14 protein-coding genes and 1 pseudogene are annotated in these 14,989 nt (G+C 74.3%); 6 read left to right on the forward strand and 9 right to left on the reverse strand.

Annotated features, from left to right (window positions below):
* Window positions 1–108: 108 nt before the first annotated feature.
* From ACFVHV_RS34305 to ACFVHV_RS34315, 3 genes and pseudogenes are all read right to left on the reverse strand, one after another.
* Window positions 109–882 carry a hypothetical protein gene (locus tag ACFVHV_RS34305; protein WP_380356550.1) on the reverse strand — a complete coding sequence of 258 codons (774 nt, stop codon included), beginning with the start codon at window positions 880–882 and terminating at the stop codon, window positions 109–111.
* 434 nt (window positions 883–1,316) lie between these two features.
* Window positions 1,317–1,972 (reverse strand): annotated as a pseudogene (locus tag ACFVHV_RS34310) (IS5 family transposase); the annotation flags it as partial.
* A gap of 226 nt (window positions 1,973–2,198) precedes the next feature.
* Window positions 2,199–3,068: an alpha/beta fold hydrolase gene (locus tag ACFVHV_RS34315; RefSeq protein ID WP_380356553.1), complete on the reverse strand. Its 870-nt coding sequence runs from the start codon at window positions 3,066–3,068 to the stop codon at window positions 2,199–2,201.
* 148 nt (window positions 3,069–3,216) lie between these two features.
* Between ACFVHV_RS34315 and ACFVHV_RS34320 the strand changes: the two genes are divergently transcribed.
* Window positions 3,217–3,672, forward strand: coding sequence for a MarR family winged helix-turn-helix transcriptional regulator (locus ACFVHV_RS34320; RefSeq protein ID WP_380356556.1), 456 nt, complete (start codon window positions 3,217–3,219; stop codon window positions 3,670–3,672).
* 11 nt (window positions 3,673–3,683) lie between these two features.
* Here the strand turns inward: ACFVHV_RS34320 and ACFVHV_RS34325 are convergent, their stop codons facing one another.
* On the reverse strand, window positions 3,684–4,610 hold the full coding sequence (locus ACFVHV_RS34325) for an AEC family transporter (protein WP_359907535.1): 927 nt from the start codon (window positions 4,608–4,610) through the stop codon (window positions 3,684–3,686).
* A gap of 284 nt (window positions 4,611–4,894) precedes the next feature.
* Between ACFVHV_RS34325 and ACFVHV_RS34330 the strand changes: the two genes are divergently transcribed.
* Window positions 4,895–5,353 (forward strand): HD domain-containing protein, encoded by a 459-nt coding sequence (locus ACFVHV_RS34330; RefSeq protein WP_380356558.1) that lies wholly within the window; start codon window positions 4,895–4,897, stop codon window positions 5,351–5,353.
* 302 nt (window positions 5,354–5,655) lie between these two features.
* Here the strand turns inward: ACFVHV_RS34330 and ACFVHV_RS34335 are convergent, their stop codons facing one another.
* Together ACFVHV_RS34335 and ACFVHV_RS34340 are read right to left on the reverse strand one after the other, a co-directional pair.
* Window positions 5,656–6,030, reverse strand: a complete 375-nt coding sequence (locus ACFVHV_RS34335; protein WP_359907540.1) for a transglycosylase SLT domain-containing protein — start codon at window positions 6,028–6,030, stop codon at window positions 5,656–5,658.
* Window positions 6,031–6,596: 566 nt separating this feature from the next.
* On the reverse strand, window positions 6,597–8,186 hold the full coding sequence (locus tag ACFVHV_RS34340; RefSeq protein WP_380356560.1) for a carboxyl transferase domain-containing protein: 1,590 nt from the start codon (window positions 8,184–8,186) through the stop codon (window positions 6,597–6,599).
* Between the two features lie 235 nt (window positions 8,187–8,421).
* Between ACFVHV_RS34340 and ACFVHV_RS34345 the strand changes: the two genes are divergently transcribed.
* Window positions 8,422–8,814 (forward strand): ribonuclease, encoded by a 393-nt coding sequence (locus ACFVHV_RS34345; RefSeq protein ID WP_380356563.1) that lies wholly within the window; start codon window positions 8,422–8,424, stop codon window positions 8,812–8,814.
* 188 nt (window positions 8,815–9,002) lie between these two features.
* On the opposite strand, the gene ACFVHV_RS34350 is transcribed toward ACFVHV_RS34345, so the two are convergent.
* A complete protein-coding gene (locus ACFVHV_RS34350; protein WP_359907546.1) occupies window positions 9,003–9,821 on the reverse strand; it encodes an MOSC N-terminal beta barrel domain-containing protein in 819 nt (272 codons plus the stop codon).
* Between the two features lie 144 nt (window positions 9,822–9,965).
* On the opposite strand from ACFVHV_RS34350, the gene ACFVHV_RS34355 reads away from it, so the two are divergent.
* Both ACFVHV_RS34355 and ACFVHV_RS34360 read left to right on the forward strand, forming a co-directional pair.
* Window positions 9,966–10,685 (forward strand): TetR/AcrR family transcriptional regulator, encoded by a 720-nt coding sequence (locus tag ACFVHV_RS34355; RefSeq protein ID WP_380356565.1) that lies wholly within the window; start codon window positions 9,966–9,968, stop codon window positions 10,683–10,685.
* A 240-nt stretch (window positions 10,686–10,925) separates the two neighbouring features.
* Window positions 10,926–11,453 carry a universal stress protein gene (locus ACFVHV_RS34360; protein ID WP_380356567.1) on the forward strand — a complete coding sequence of 176 codons (528 nt, stop codon included), beginning with the start codon at window positions 10,926–10,928 and terminating at the stop codon, window positions 11,451–11,453.
* A 40-nt stretch (window positions 11,454–11,493) separates the two neighbouring features.
* Here ACFVHV_RS34360 and ACFVHV_RS34365 read toward each other — a convergent pair whose 3' ends face one another.
* Window positions 11,494–12,216, reverse strand: a complete 723-nt coding sequence (locus tag ACFVHV_RS34365; protein WP_359907555.1) for an alpha/beta hydrolase — start codon at window positions 12,214–12,216, stop codon at window positions 11,494–11,496.
* A 264-nt stretch (window positions 12,217–12,480) separates the two neighbouring features.
* The gene (locus tag ACFVHV_RS34370) at window positions 12,481–13,287 is read right to left on the reverse strand and encodes an IclR family transcriptional regulator (RefSeq protein WP_359907558.1); all 807 of its coding nucleotides are present in this window, start codon (window positions 13,285–13,287) and stop codon (window positions 12,481–12,483) included.
* 326 nt (window positions 13,288–13,613) lie between these two features.
* Here ACFVHV_RS34370 and ACFVHV_RS34375 point away from each other — a divergent pair, with 326 nt between their 5' ends.
* Entirely contained in the window at window positions 13,614–14,924 is a 1,311-nt protein-coding gene (locus ACFVHV_RS34375; RefSeq protein WP_359907561.1) for an extracellular solute-binding protein, read from the forward strand.
* Window positions 14,925–14,989: the final 65 nt, after the last annotated feature.

Raw genomic sequence — 14,989 nt, forward strand, 5'->3', positions numbered from 1 at the left:
CGCAATGCTCCACCGTCCCCCCGTCGGGCGAGGGTGCGCGGTCGTTCCGCATCCGGCCGTCTGCGGCGCTCGGGACGGCCGCCGCACGGGCGGATCCGGTCGGCGGTCCTACCGGCGCCACCAGGGAGCGCGCAGGACGTCGTCCGGGTCGACGGCACAGTTGGTGCCGCTGACCACCTCGTGCGCCGGGACGTCCCAGCCGACGACGCCCGCGGCCTGCCGGTCCAGCTCGACCAGCCGGGCGCGCTGCGGGCCGGTGCCGGTGTCGACGTCGCACATCAACACGCTCGTCCAGGAGCGGCCGTCGAGAGCGGCGACGACCGAGAACGCCGGAAGCACCACCAGGGAGAGCAGCAGCGCCGCGACCCGGACCGCCTCGACGGCCCGGGGCCCGAGGGCCGTGGCCGGCCGCCCGGTGCGGTGGCCGGTGACGGCCGAACGCGCGCCGGTCCGGTACTCGGCCACCACACCGAGGCGCAGCAGATAGCCCAGGGCGCCCGCCGCCACACCCCACCACAGCCCGTTGAACGCGCCGACCACCACCCCGAGCGCCCCCGGCAGGATCGCCGCCCGGGCCGCCGTCTCCACCAGCGCCCGCCCCTGGTGCCGGGCGGCCCCGCCGTGAGCGGCCCGATAGGCATAACTGATGTAGGAGAGCACCGCCGCCAGCACGACCGCCAGCACCGGCTCGGCGAAGAACATCCCGATGACGACGTCCACCCAGTTCGCCAGCCCCATCGCCAGCAGCGCGTCCCGCGCCGCGTCCCCGCCCCCGAGCGTCCACGCGAGCTTCAGCACCGGAATGGCGAACACCACCGCGGGCGCCATCACACGAGCCGCACTCACCTGCCGCCCGCCGCCGGCCCGCGTGGTTTCGGTCATCCGGCAACGCTAAGCACGCCGCCCGTACCCCCGGCCGTCCGACACCCACCGGTGCACCTCATGGCCCAACCCTCCCGCCCCGGCGACGGCCGGCGACCCTCGCGCGCCGAACCCGTGCTCGTCAAGAAAGCCCGCCCGCCGCCGGTGCTGCGCGCGGCCCGGCGGATGCTCGCCCGGTTCACCTGTGGCACACCTTCGCCCCATCCCCGCCCTGGCACCCGAGCGAGCGGCGCGGCCGCGAGCCCACCGCCCCGAGCAACCACCCCCGCCGGAACGCCCCCCGACCCCTGCCACCAGGTCGGCCCCGCCCGCCGGAAGTCGACCTGGCCGACTTTCGGCGCCGTCGAACGCTGGAGCGTGCCAGGAAGTTCGTGCAAGTCCGTGATCTGGAAGGCTGCTCCGGGCCCGGTTGAGGGCTCTGCCTGGCCGGAATGACCGGAGCCGTGCGGCACACCCCGGTGGGCGATGACCGGCTTGATGCCGCGCTTCCACAGCAGGCGGCGGTACTTGTCGAAGTCGTGGCCGCGGTCGGCGAACAGTTGCCGGGGCCGGTGGCGCGGACGACCGGTCCTGCCACGGATGTGGGGGGTCGCGTCCAGCAGTGGCAGGAGCTGGGTGACGTCGTGGCGGTTGCCGCCGGTCACTGTGATGGCCAGTGGCGTGCCCCGGCCGTCCGTGATCACGTGATGCTTCGAGCCCGATCGGGCACGGTCGACCGGGCTCGGGCCCGTTTTGGGCCGCCGCGACGGGCCTGGCGGTGCGAGCCGTCGATCACCGTCCACGACCGGTCCAGCTCGCCGGCGCGGTGCAGTTCGGTCAGCAGCGCCTGGTGCAGTCGGTCCCACACCCCCGCCTCGCGCCAGTCCCGTAGTCGGCGCCAGCAGGTCATGCCCGAGCCGAAGCCGAGCTCCTGCGGCGGCCACTCCCACTGGATCCCCGCGTGCAGCACGAACAGGATCCCCTGCAGACAGCCCCGGTCTTCCAACCGCGGACGGCCGATCCTGCGAAGCCGCTGCTGCCGCACGGGCAGCAGCGGCTCGATCCGGCCCCACAGGCCATCCGACACCAACCACGACGCTCTCTTCCCCAGGGCCCACTCAACGAGCCCGCCCTGCAGCACGAGAAGTCGGGTGGGCCGACTTTGGGTGTGGGGTGGGTGTGTCGCCTGCCTCGGGGCGACGTGGGTGGAGGTGTGCGTGGCGGGAGAAGTCGGGTGGGCCGACTTTTCGCGCGGGCGGGCGGGGTGTGCCGCCGGCCTCGGGGCGGCTCGGGGACAGGGGGCGGGGCGACTTCTCGTGGGGGTGGGTGGGGGGCGGTCAGGTTTGGTGGGTGGGGGTGAGGAAGGTGGTGAGGCGGGGGTTGAGGTCCTGGGCGGCGGCCATGGGGAGGTTGTGGTGGGAGACGCCCGGGAGGACGGCGACCTCTGCTCCGGGGAGGGTGCGGCGGGCGGTCCGGGCGATGCGGTGGGGGTCGTGGGTGCGGCTGCGGGCGGCGAGGAGGGTGAGGACGGGGGTGGTGAGGGTGCGGAGGCGTTCGGGGGAGGGGCGGGGGCCGGTCACGACGGGGGAGGCGGGGAAGTCGGCGTGGCCGAGGGCGTAGAGCTCGCGCCAGACGGGGTCGAGGGGCGGGGTGTCGCCGGTCTCCCAGTCGAGGTAGGAGCGGGCGCGGGCCGGGGTGCGGTGGGGCAGGAAGAGGGGGAGGGCGCGCAGCAGGTAGCCGGGGCGGAAACCGGCGAAGCACTGGGTGGGGTCGAGCAGGGCGAGCCTGCCGACCCGGGTGGGGGCGTGCAGGGCGTACTCCAGGGCGATCCAGCCGCCGTACGAGTGGCCGCAGAGGTCGGCCCGCGGGACGTCGAGTCCGTCGAGGACGGCGTCCAGCCAGCCGAGCAGGCCGGGGACGCCGTCGAGGGCGGCGCCGTCGTGGATGCTGCGGCCGGGGTCGCCGATGAGGTCGACGGCGAGGACGCGGTGTCCGGCCTCGGCCCAGGCGCCGGCGTTGGCGAACCACATGGTGGAGGTGGCGCCGCCGCCGTGGAGCAGGACGAGGGGGCGGCCGTCGGCGGGGCCGCAGGCGTTGATCCGGGTGGTGCCGTGGGCGGTGCGGACGGTGAGTGCCTCGACCGGGACGGGCCAGCGGGCGAGCAGGGCGTCGTAGGCGGCGAGGAAGGGGGCGGTGCGGGCGGACATGGGGCCTCCGCGGGTGTGGTGTGATGGCGGCCGGGTCGGCTGAACCACTCGCCGAACACGTATCGCGCTGAACAAGCATCTCGCTGAGCAATTATCTCGCTGAGCGAGAGAATAGTCGCACATGCCCTCCCCGAGGAAGGACGACAGGGTGTCCGAGGTTGCCGAGCCGATGCGGCTGGTCCATCTGTTGCGTGGTCTGACGGTCGAACTCGACCTGTTCGGAGCCGAGTTCGCGGCCCGCAACGGTCTGCACCCGACCGATCTGCGGGCGCTGATCCACCTGCTGGACGCGGCCAGGGCCGGGGAGGTCGTCACTCCGGGCCGGCTCGGCGAGGCGCTGGGGCTGAACTCGGCGGGTACCACCGGCCTGGTGGACCGGCTGGAGCGGCTCGGGCTGATCCGGCGCGAGCGCGACCCGCAGGACCGGCGCCGGGTGCGGCTGCTGGTGGAGGAGCGGGCGATGGAGCTGGGGGAGGGCTTCTTCGGCGGGCTGATCGGCGATCTGGTCGCGGCGATGCGGCGGTTCGAGCCGGGGGAGCTGGACACGGCCCGGCGCTTCCTGGCGGCCGTGACCGAGGTGGTGTCGGCCGCCAGGGAGAGGTGAACGCGCCGGAACTACGCGGGGCCGAGGGTCCAGCTGATCACCGACAGCGTCGCCATCGACAGGAGCGTCGACCAGAGCACCGCGTCCCGGGCGAGGGCGGTGCCCCGCTGGTACTCGCGGGCGTAGGTGTACACGTTCTGCGCGGTGGGCAGCGCCGAGAACAGCACCACGGTGAGGAGCTGGTGGGCGGGCAGGTGGAGCAGCGGGCCGGCCACGGCGAGTGCGACCAGCGGCTGGACCAGGGTCTTGAGCACGACGATCAGCCCGACCTCGGTGCGGCGCGGACGGCCGTCCGCCGGTGGGCGGTTGTGCAGCGAGAGGCCGAGGGTGATCAGCGCGGTGGGGACGCCGGCGCCGCCGAGCAGTTCGCAGGAACGATTCAGCTCGGCAGGCAGGTGCACGCCGGTCGCCGACACGACCGCGCCCAGCGCGGTGGCCAGCAGGATCGGGTTGCGGACGGGCAGGGTGAGCAGCGCCCGGCGGCCGGCCGCGCCACCGTCCAGGACGGCCAGGACGGCGGGGGTGACCACCAGGATCTGGAACAGCACCACGGGCGCCACGAACGAGGCGTCGCCGAGGACCTGCATGGTCACCGGGATGCCGAGGTTGGCCGAGTTGACGTAGCCGGAGGCCATCGCGCCGATGGCCAGTTCGCCGGGCTTGCGGTGGAACAGCAGCCGCCCGGCGAGCAGCCCGAGGCCGATCGCGACCGCGGTGCCGGCCGTGAAGGCGAGCATCGAGGCGTTGGCGAAGCGGTCCAGCGGGGTGCGGGCGATCATCAGGAACAGCGCGGCCGGCATCGCCACGTGGAAGACGAACCGGTTGAGCACCGTCTCGGCGTGCGGCCCGAGCAGCCCGGCGCGGCCGACGACGTAGCCGACGCCGGTGAGCGCCCAGATCGGCGCGAAGGCGGACAGCAGGGGATGCAGGGCTGGCATGGTTCCTCGGATCGCTCGGACGGATCTGCCGGTGCGACGGGGGTGTCCCGTCGGGGGCGCCGACTTCCGAGCGCGGTGACCCCCCGAAGCCCATGAACCCCCGGGGCAGTAAACCAGTGGCCGCGGGCACGGCGATCAGTGGGTCTGTCGCGAGCACGCCAGCAGACCGGCCGTCCGGGACGGTGTCGGCCGGCAGGGGCGGGGCCGAGCGACCGAAGCCCGGACGATCGCCCGGGCGCCGAGGGACCGAAGCCCGACCGATCGCCCGGGCCTACGATGGCCCGATGGAGGACCAGTACCTGAGCCTGTCCGAGGTGGAGGCGATCGCGCGCCGGGCCCACCAGGGGCAGGTGGACAAGAACGGCCACCCGTACGGCGAGCACATCGCGGCGGTCGCCCGGGGGACGGCGGCGCGCGGCGGCAGTGCGGCGCAGATCGCGGCGGGCTGGCTGCACGACACCGTCGAGGACGACCGGCTGAGCCGGGAGTGGCTGGCCGGGGCCGCGCTGCCGGAGGAGACCAAGGCGATCGTGGACGCGCTCACCCGGCGCCCGGACGAGCCGGTCGAGGCGTACACCGCGCGCATCCTGGCCACGCCGGGCGCGCTGCTGGTCAAGCGCGCGGACCTGGCGCACAACTCCGATCCGGCCCGCCTCGCCACCCTGGACCCGGCGACCGCCGAGCGGCTGGCCGCCAAGTACGCGCGGATGCGCGAGCTGCTCGGGCTCACCGGCGGGCTGTAGCCCGCACGCCGGGAGCCCGTGAGCCCGTGAGCGCGAAGCCCGCACGCCGTGAGCCCGCGGCCGCGAAGCCCGGGAGCGCGTAGTCCGCACGCGGGGGTCCATGCGCCGTGGCGCCCACGCCGTGGCCCGGGCGGGCGCGGTCCATGCGCCGGGCCGCCGCCGGAGAACCAGGAGAGGGCCCGGACCACGCGGGTCGCGCGGGTCCGGGCCCTCTCGGGCACCCCGGTGGTCCCTGTCCGACCCCCGGGGTGAGGGGGAGTGGTCAGGTGGCGGGCGGTGGTCGGTGGGCCGACGGGGTCGGCTTAGTACCAGTGGTGGGTCTGCCAGAAGTTCCAGGCGGCGTTCGGGCTGCCGTAGCGGGTGTTCATGTAGTCCAGCGCCCACTTGATCTGGGTGGTCGGGTTGGTCTTCCAGTCCGAGCCGTGCGTGGCCATCTTGGAGCCCGGCAGCGCCTGGGCCAGGCCGTACGCGCCCGAGCTCGGGTTGGTCGCGGTCACGTTCCAGCTGGACTCGTGGGCGATGATCTGGCTGAAGGACGCCAGCTGGTTGGCCGGGACGATCTGGGCGGCGATGGCCTGCGGGGAGGCGGTGGCGGCGTTCGCGGTGGCGGGCAGGACACCCGCGCCCAGGGCGGTCAGACCGGCGGCGCCGGCGAGAATCGCGGCGGAAGTGCGCATGCGGAGCTTGAAAGCGGGCATGAAGAACAGGACCTCAATCGGGTTGGGCCGGTCGCTCCCCGCCCAGGACCACGGCCGGACAAGGGCCGAACGGTTGCGGGGTGCGACGCGATCAGGAAGCCGTTCACCGGCGGGACAGGAGCCGGTGCGGCTGGCGATGGAAGCCATTGTTGCCAGACCGGATCGGCCGTCGCCAAGACCCGCTCGGTACGACCCGCGGTCGTACGGAACGGGGCGCCGTGGATTCGAAGGGCCGGCCGCGCGAAGCCTGCCGACCGGTGCTGAGCTGTGGGAACGCGGGGAGCGTCGGGGCGGCGCGGGTGCCGCCGGGGTGTCCACTACCGTCCGTCGTAGTCGTTGATCACGTGTGAGCGCACTCACCGTCCGGGGCTCGGGGGGCGTCACTCGCCGGTCCGGCGGCCGCACGGTGGGTGAAGATGATCAACGCTGCCTTGAGACCGGGGCCACACCGTGGTGCTGAGACCGGCGCCACACCGCTCCGGCCATGCCGATGCCGGTGTCACACGGTCGCGGCGGGACCGGAGCCGAGCCGCCGTGGTGGACGGCTAGCGCAGGTCGCCCAGTCGACGGTGCCGGGCGGCCCGGGCCGCGAGCCGGTCCGTTTCGGCGGTGGCCGCCAGGGCGCCGAGCGCCGCGCCGACCGCCTGCCCGAGCCGGGCACAGAAGGCCTCCGGCTCCTCGGCGGCGTCCGGCAGCTCCGGAACCACCTCGTCGACCAGCCCGACCTCGGCCAGGTGGCGCGCCCCGATCCCCTGGGAGCGGGCCAGCTCGGCGGCGTGCGAGCCGTCCCGGTGGACGATCGCCGAGGCGCCCTCCGGCGGCAGCGGTGCCAGCCAGGCGTGCTCGGCGGCGATCACCCGGTCCGCCGGGAGCAGCGCGAGCGCCCCGCCGCCCGAGCCCTGGCCGAGCAGTACGGCCAGGACGGGCGTGCGCAGCGCGAGCAGGGTGGTGAGGCAGTGGGCGATCTCCACCGCGATGCCGTCCAGCTCGGCCCGTGCCGACAGCTCGGCGCCGGCCGTGTCCACCACGGTGACCAGTGGCAGCCCGAGCTGTTCGGCCAGGCGCGCGGTGCGCCGTACGGCCCGCAGGTCGGCGGCGGTGAAGGGGCGCTCGTGCTCGGGGGTCTGCCGCTGCTGGCCGACGACCAGCACGGGCCGCCCGCCGAGCACGGCCAGTGCCCGGACCAGCGCGCCGCCGCGCCCGCCGGGGGCGTCCAGCAGCACCAGCTCCTCGGTGGTGTGCCGCAGCAGTTCGCGGGCGCCCGGGCGGTCGGGGCGACGGGTGCGGCGGACGGAGTCCCAGGCGTCCGGGTGTCCGGGGGCGTCCGGGTCGGTTTCGGGCTCGGGCTCGGTTTCGGGCTCGGGAGCAGGCGCGGACTCGGGGCCGGTGGAAGGGGCCGGCGGTGCGGCGGCGAGCACGGTCAGCGCGCGGCGGAGCAGTTCGCGCAGCTCCTGCGGCGGCACGACGGCGTCCACCAGCCCCTGGCCGGCGAGCGTCTCGGCCCGCTGGACGTCCGGCGGCAGCTCCACGCCGCGCAGTTCCTCGTACACCCGCGGGCCGAGGAAGCCGAGCCGGGCGCCCGGCTCGGCGAGGACCAGCTGCCCGAGCGTGCCCCAGGAGGCGAAGACCCCGCCCATGGTGGGGTTGCGCAGATAGGTGACATAGGGGAGGCCGGCGGCGCGGTGCGCCTGGACGGCGGCGGTGATCCGCAGCATGCAGAGGAAGGCCGCCGACCCCTCCTGCATCCGCGTCCCGCCGGAGACGGGCAGGGCGAGCAGCGGCAGCCGCTCGGCGGTGGCGCGTTCGACGGCGCGGGTGATCCGCTCGGCGGTGGCGACGCCGATCGAGCCGCCGAGGAAGCCGAACTCGGAGGCGATGAGGGCGACCGGCCGGCCGCCGATCAGGCCGAGGCCGGTGAGGACGGCCTCGTCCAGGCCGGTGCGCTCACGGGCGCGGTCGAGCGAGGCGCGGTAGCCGGGGTCGGCCCGGTCGGCGGCCGGCGGCTCGTCCCAGCTGCGGAAGCCGTCGGGGTCGACCAGCAGTCCGATCAGCTGGTGGGCCGTCAGTGCCGTGCCCGAGCCCGTACCCATGCCCACCCCGTCAGAGATCGTTCCGGCCTTGCCGTGATCCGCCACGCTACGGGGCACTCTATGCGGCGCGGTCCGGGCGGGACAGCTCCGGCTTGAGTTCGATGACGGTCGACCCTTGTGTCGGCCGGGCGGTTCGTGGGCGTCGTGCGGGTGGCCCCGGGGGCGGGGTGCGGTGGTCGGCGTACGGCTCAAGTCTGCGCAGGTAAAGGGGGGTTACTCACTGGTTAATAGTTTTTCCGAAGGCTTCCAGAGTTGACGGTGTCCCGCCACACTGAGGGGCATGACTCGCACTCTACGCGCGTGGAAGTCCCGCGCCGCCGCCGTCACCGCCGTCGCCCTGATGACCCTCGCCCCGGTCGCCGTCGCCACCGACGCGCACGCCGACGTGAGCGGAACGGTCTGCCTCTCCGCCCTCCCGTCGCAGGCCGCCGACACCCTCGACCTGATCGCCTCCGGTGGCCCCTTCCCCTACTCCCAGGACGGTGTGGTCTTCCAGAACCGGGAGGGCGTCCTGCCCGGTGAGTCCTACGGCTACTACCACGAGTACACCGTCATCACCCCGGGCTCCCCGACCCGCGGCGCCCGCCGGATCGTGACCGGCCGGTCCTACCAGGAGGACTACTACACCGGCGACCACTACGCCACGTTCTCCCTGATCGACCAGACCTGCTGAACCTCCACTGACCGACCGTCCCGGAACGCTTCCGGCACGACGGTGGCCCCGGCCTGCTTCCCCGCCGAGGTCACCGCCGTGCGGCCGGGCCGACTGCCGGGAGCGAAGCCGGAGCCGGAGCCGAAGCCGAAGTCGAGACCGAGAGCGAGACCGAGGCCGAGGCCGCCGCGGCGACGGCCGCGCCGGGCTCAGAGCTCGGACGGCCCCCAGGCGCCCACCGTAAGCTCGTCCCCCACCCGCAGCGTGCCGGGCCGCAGCACCGCGAACTTGCTGCCGAACGCCACCCCGCCCGCAGCCGCCCGGCGGTACCGGGCCAGGGTGCGCAGCGGCTCCGGCCCCGCCTTGGTGCCGCTGGACTGGTCCAGCGTCGTCACGGCGCAGCGGATCGCCAGCTTGGCGTAGCCCAGTTCGGCCCCGCCCACCTCGATCCTGCGGGCCAGGTCCTCGGTGTGCGGTTCGGTCCAGCCGTCCACCACCAGGTTCGCGCGGAACCGGTCCATGGGCACCGGCCGGGCGTCGGAGAGCTCGTTGAAGTGCTCCAGCGAGGAGTGCGACACCAGGAGCACGGCGCAACTGTCCGCATAGCCCGAGGTGCCCGGGGTCAGTCCGGTGGTCACCCGGTCGTGCTCCGGCGGTACCCGGACCAGCCGGCCGCGCGAGCCCAGCACCTCGGACAGCCAGTCGGCGGCCTCCTCGCCCTGATCGATGCCGAGGAACGGCAGATCGAACATCCGCACCTCGCGGCGCGGGCCCTCGGTGTCCACCGTCACCGACACCGGCTCCATGCCGGCGGCGGTCAGCGTCAGTGAGCGGCCGTCCCGCGTCACCGCCGGGCGGACGGTGGCCAGGACCGGATCCCGGCGCTGGGAGCGGAACACGCCCTCCTCGTCCACCACCATGAACTCCCGGTCATGGGCCAGCCCGGCCCGGGTGAGCTCCGCCTGCGCGGCCGTCACCCCGGCGCAGCCCTTGACCGGGTAGTACCGCAGCTCCGTCACCGTGGCCATCGCTTGGTCGCCCCCTTCGTGCAGGCGCACCGTTCTGCGCCTGCGTACCGTCCATCTCGTCGACCCCACAGGGTAGTTGAGCGGCTCGGCGGGGCTGGTGGGCGGTGCCCGGTGGGCGAGCCCGGCGCTTGCTAGGGTCGGGGCATGGCACCACCGAGCAGCGCGAACCCCCCGGGGCGGCTCCGGCGGGACGCGCAGCGCAACCGCGACCAGCTGCTCGCCGCCGCCCGCGACATGTTCTCCCGGCACGGCCTCGACGTGCCGCTGGACCAGATCGCCAAGGAGGCCGGCGTCGGCAACGCCACCCTCTACCGGCACTTCCCGACCCGCGAGGCGCTGATCGCCGAGGTGTTCGAGGACGCCGGGGGCGGTCTGGCCGCCGCGGGCGAGGAGGCGCTCGCCGCCGAGGACGCCTGGAGCGGCCTCGAACGGTACTTCGGGCGGATCTTCGAGCTGGTCGCCGCCGACCGGGGCATCAACGACCTGGTCACCCAGGCCATCCCGGCCATCCCCGGAATGATCGAGATCAGCCGCCGGCACGCCGCCACCGTCGGCGTCCTGATCGCCCGCGCCCAGGAACAGGGCACCATGCGCCGCGACGTGGTCACCATGGACCTGCTCTTCCTCCTCGGCCCGCTCTGCCGTGCCCTGCCCGCCGCCACCGAGCTGCGCCCCGACCTCTGGCGCCGCTACCTCGCCCTCCTGCTCGACGGCTTCCGCGCCCGGGCCGCCCACCCGCTGCCGGTCCCGCCGATCGGGGAGGAGCACCTGGACCGGATGTTCGCGGACCTCTGGGAGGCGGGGTCGCCGGAGCAACCGGAGCAACCGGAGCAACCGGAGCGGCCGGAGTCGCCGGAGCGCTGAGCGCGCCTCGCCCGCGCGGCGTCAGGGACGCGTACGGAACGGCGGGCTCCACGTCAGAGCCGCGTCAACGGGCCGGTGCCGTACGGGCGCGGACCGCTTTGCTGGGGTGAAATCGGCGCGGTTCGGCGCGGTCCGGCGCAGCAAGGGCCAGGGCCGTCCGGTGCGCGGGCACCCGGGCACCCGGGCACCTTGGCACCAGGGCATCCGCGCGCGGCCGGACGGAGAGGCAGGGGCGGAGCCATGGCGGACAGTGGTACCGACGAGGGCCGGATCGTGGTCGGCATCAGCGGCTCGCTCGGCAGCCTCGCCGCGCTGCACCACGCGGTGGCCGAGGCCCGCCGGACGGACGTCGAGGTGCTCGCGGTGCTCTGCTGGACCCCGCCCGGCGACGAACTCGGCTACCGCCGGACCCCGTGCCCGCCGGTGATCGAGGCCGGCCGCGACGCCGCCGTGGCCCGGCTGCGGCAGGCCCTCGACGAGGCCTTCGCCGGACGCTACGCGGGTGTCCGCCTGCGCTGCCAGACCGTTCGCGGCGACACCGGCCACACGCTGGTGCGGTGCGCCGACCGGCCCGGGGACCTGCTCGTCCTCGGCGCCGGCCGGGAGCGCGGCCGCCTCGCCCGGCTGGTGCACCCCTCGGTCACCGCCTACTGCGTGCGGCACGCCAGCTGCCCGGTCCTGGCCGTCCCGCGCCCACCGCTGCAGCGCGACCTGGAGGCGCTGGAACGCGGCCGCGGGCCGCGGGAGCCGGCGGCGGGGAACGGCTAGCGGCCCGCGCGGCCCCGCGGGCGGGAGCCCGAGGACGGGCCTACGACAGTCCGGCCGCCTCGGCGAGGACGGCGGCGGTCCGTCGGCCGGCGGCCAGGGTGGCGGCATCGGTGGCCGGGAGGCAGCGGCGGGCCTCGGGACGGTAGGCGGTCATCACCACGCCGGCGTGGTCGGTGGGGAGTTCGAGGGTCCGTACCGCCGACATCTGCTTTGTAAGAGCAGCGCTCAACTGCCGGGTGTGCTCGACGTCCACGATCTCGTCCGCCGTGCCGTGGACCAGCCGGAGCGGGACGGGGGAGGGGCTGGCCGCCAGGTGGTCGAGCGGGGCCTCGCCGGTGGTGACGGCCCTGGTCGAGTAGTGGGAGGCGATGCCGACCGCGGCGGCGGGGCGCAGTTCGGCGGGGGTGTCGGGATGGGTGGCCACCGCGATCGCCTCGCGGCCGCCCATCGACCAGCCGGCCAGGACGAGGCGCTTCGGGTCCCCGCCGTACTCGGTGGCGATCGGGCGGGCCCGGTCCAGCGAGGCGAGCAGTTCGGCACTGCCGCCGTCCGGCTGCGTGGCGTCCCAGTCCGGGACGAGCACCAGCAGCCCCAGCCCGGCGGCCTCCTGGGCCAACGGCCGCAGCACATCGCGCTCGTTCGGGCCGTTGCCGTGCCAGAGCAGCACGACGGGGGCCGGCCCGGTGGTGCCGGAGGCCGGAAGGTGGATGTCCGTCAGTCGTCCGGCGGTGTACGGAACCGTCCGGAGTCGAGCGTTCGTCATCCGGGATTTCCCTCCGATTCGTTGAATGATCACGGAGCTGGTACTGTACTTCTCGTTGCGAGGGAGCGATTCCTCCTCAGGCGTCAGTGGTGCTACCAGAGCACGTCCTACTTTCAGTAGGAAGAGTCCGTGCGACCCGGGCCTGGCGCTCCGAAATCGGACAGGGTCCGGTGCCGTGGAAACGGCGCCGGGCCCTGTCCGCGTTTCCGGGGCAGGACCCCGGCCAGGCAACGGCCTGACTGCGGCCGGGCAGCGGCCCGGCGTTCAGGACGGCTGGCGGTCGGAGCCGAGTTCGCGGGAGATCCGCAGCCCGACCTGGGCGACGACCGGGCCGAGGGCGCGGACCCGGGCGGCGGTCATCCGTGAGGTGAGGCCGGAGACGGAGAGGGCGGCGGTGACCTCGCCGGTGTGGTCGAAGATCGGGGCGGCGACGCAGCGGACCTCGGGCTCGTTCTCGCGGTCGTCGATCGAGTAGCCGCGGGCGCGGATGCGGGCGAGGTCGGCGCGGAGCCGGGGCTCGTCGGCGATGGTCCAGGCGGTGACCGGGCGCAGCCCGGCCGCGACCACCTCGGCGACGGCCTCCTCGGGCAGCCAGGCCAGGATCGCCTTTCCGGTGGCGGTGCAGTAGGCGGGAGCCCGGCTGCCGACCCGGGAGGCCATCCGGACGTTGGTCTCGTCCTCGACCTTGTCCAGGTAGACGATCCCGGGGGCCTGCCAGACGGTCAGGTGGACGGTCTCGCCGGCCTCGCGCTGGAGCCGGCGCAGGTGCTCGGCGGCGACGCTGCGCAGGTCGAGGGTGGTCAGGTAGGCCTGACCGAGCCGCAGCGAGCCGTGGCCGAGCCGGAACCAGCCGGTCTCGCGGTCCCGGTCGAGGAGGTGCTCGTCCAGCAGGGGGCCGGCCAGTCGCAGCACGGTGCTCTTGTTGAGGCCGAGGCCGTCGGCGAGCTGGGCGAGCGGGACGCCGCGCCGGTCGCCGTGGTCGCGGACGTAGCCGAGGACGGCGAGGGCGCGGCGCAGCGAGGAGGACTGGTTGCGTTCGGTGGCGGGTTTCTTGGGCGCCGTCTCCGTCATGGGTCCGTTCCCTGGTGTCGTTCTGCCGGTGTTCCCCCGCAGGTCGGCGGCGGTTGTCAGAACGTACCCGTTCGCGACCCGATCGCCGCATCTTCGATACAACGTTGTGCAGTGCAAAACTTTCACCAACTCCCTCTTGTTGGCGCCGATCGGCCCCGCCTAACGTCCCTGCCATCGAGCAGGCGACGACGCCCCACCCGAGCGCTGCGCCCTGCCGTACCCCCACCACTTCACCCACCATCGGCCCCGGTCAGGGCCTGCTTCGACGTGCCCGTCCCCGGCGGCGGACGTCTCGGCGGCAGCTGTCGGGAGGGGAGGTCTCCACCATGCGACTCATCGGACGGACCGCCGCAGCCGCCGTGCTCGCCGCCGGCTGCCTGGCCGCCACCGCCTGTGCCCCCGGCACCGCCGCGCCGGCGAGCGACAAGGCCGCCGACGACCGGACCGGCACCGTGCAGGTCTGGCTGTACAACGAGGCCGGCAACGCGGCCAAGGAGGCCGTGATCTCCAAGGCCGTGGCCGAGTTCCAGGCCTCCCACCAGGGCGCCACCGTCAACGTCAGCTACATCGACACCGACGCCTCGGCCCGCGCCGCCAAGATGAAGGGCGCCTTCAACGACCCGAACAGCGCCCCCGACCTGGTCGAGTTCGGCAACACCGACCTGCCCGGCTACGTCGCCGCCGGCGGCCTCGCCGACATCACCGCCGACCTGGACAAGTGGCAGGACAAGGGCGACCTCGACCCGGCGATCGCCAAGACCGCCGTGGTGGACGGCAAGACCTACGGCCTGCCCTGGTGGGTCGGCGTGCGCGCGCTGTACTACCGCACCGACCTGTTCACCGAGGCCGGCCTCACCCCGCCGACCTCGTACGCCGAGCTGGTCGCCGCCAACCAGAAGATCCACGCCGCGCACCCGGACACCTTCGGCATCGCCGTCGGCGGCAAGTACACCTTCGCCGCGCTGCCCTTCGTCTGGGACGCGGGCGGCGACATCGCCGCCAAGGACGGCGCCGCGTTCAAGGCGGCGATCGCCTCGCCCGCCTCGCAGGCCGGGATCAAGCGCTACACCGACCTGTTCGGCGCGGACGGCTGCCCCGCCCAGCAGTGCGCGGACCTGACCGGTGGCAAGACCGTGGACCTGTTCGCGGCCGGCAAGTCGGCGATGGCGGTGCTGCTCAACTCCAACCGCGGCAAGGTGGACGCGGGCGCGGTCAAGGGCAAGTACGGCGTGGTGCCGCTGCCCGGTGAGAAGCCCGGCTCGATCGCCCCGGCCTTCGCCGGCGGCAACAACCTGGGCGTGATGAAGGCGGCCAAGCACCGCACGCTGGCCGTCGAGTTCGCCGAGCTGCTGGCGAGCCCCGCGTACCAGGAGCAGATGTACGACGCGATGGGCAACCTGCCGACGCTCAAGTCCGTCAGCGGCAAGGTGGCGGCGAAGGACGCGTTCCTGAAGCCCTTCACCGACACCATCGCGGCCGGCACCAGGTTCGTCCCGCTCGACCAGGCGTGGGCGCAGATCGACGCCCAGTCGGTGATCCCGACGATGCTCCAGCAGGTCGTCACCGGCAAGGCCGACGTGGCCAAGGCCTCGGCCGACGCCGCCGCGCAGATCTCCTCGGCCTTCGCCGCGCACTGACGGCCGGCCGCCGGACAGCGGCAGTTGATCGCACTCGCCCGCGCCGAACTCGTCGACCCGGACAT

Source organism: Kitasatospora sp. NPDC127116 (assembly GCF_042677365.1).
Taxonomy (GTDB): Bacteria; Actinomycetota; Actinomycetes; order Streptomycetales; family Streptomycetaceae; genus Kitasatospora; species Kitasatospora lactacystinica.

Excerpts from the sequence above, each read along its gene's own strand:
- ACFVHV_RS34330 (WP_380356558.1), top strand. The coding sequence starts at position 4,895 with ATGGAGGACCAGTACCTGAGCCTGTCCGAGGTGGAGGCGATCGCGCGC.
- ACFVHV_RS34345 (WP_380356563.1), top strand. The coding sequence starts at position 8,422 with ATGACTCGCACTCTACGCGCGTGGAAGTCCCGCGCCGCCGCCGTCACC.
- ACFVHV_RS34375 (WP_359907561.1), top strand. The coding sequence starts at position 13,614 with ATGCGACTCATCGGACGGACCGCCGCAGCCGCCGTGCTCGCCGCCGGC.
- ACFVHV_RS34305 (WP_380356550.1), bottom strand. The coding sequence starts at position 882 with ATGACCGAAACCACGCGGGCCGGCGGCGGGCGGCAGGTGAGTGCGGCT.
- ACFVHV_RS34355 (WP_380356565.1), top strand. The coding sequence starts at position 9,966 with ATGGCACCACCGAGCAGCGCGAACCCCCCGGGGCGGCTCCGGCGGGAC.
- ACFVHV_RS34365 (WP_359907555.1), bottom strand. The coding sequence starts at position 12,216 with ATGACGAACGCTCGACTCCGGACGGTTCCGTACACCGCCGGACGACTG.
- ACFVHV_RS34360 (WP_380356567.1), top strand. The coding sequence starts at position 10,926 with ATGGCGGACAGTGGTACCGACGAGGGCCGGATCGTGGTCGGCATCAGC.
- ACFVHV_RS34335 (WP_359907540.1), bottom strand. The coding sequence starts at position 6,030 with ATGCGCACTTCCGCCGCGATTCTCGCCGGCGCCGCCGGTCTGACCGCC.
- ACFVHV_RS34370 (WP_359907558.1), bottom strand. The coding sequence starts at position 13,287 with ATGACGGAGACGGCGCCCAAGAAACCCGCCACCGAACGCAACCAGTCC.
- ACFVHV_RS34315 (WP_380356553.1), bottom strand. The coding sequence starts at position 3,068 with ATGTCCGCCCGCACCGCCCCCTTCCTCGCCGCCTACGACGCCCTGCTC.
- ACFVHV_RS34325 (WP_359907535.1), bottom strand. The coding sequence starts at position 4,610 with ATGCCAGCCCTGCATCCCCTGCTGTCCGCCTTCGCGCCGATCTGGGCG.
- ACFVHV_RS34350 (WP_359907546.1), bottom strand. The coding sequence starts at position 9,821 with ATGGCCACGGTGACGGAGCTGCGGTACTACCCGGTCAAGGGCTGCGCC.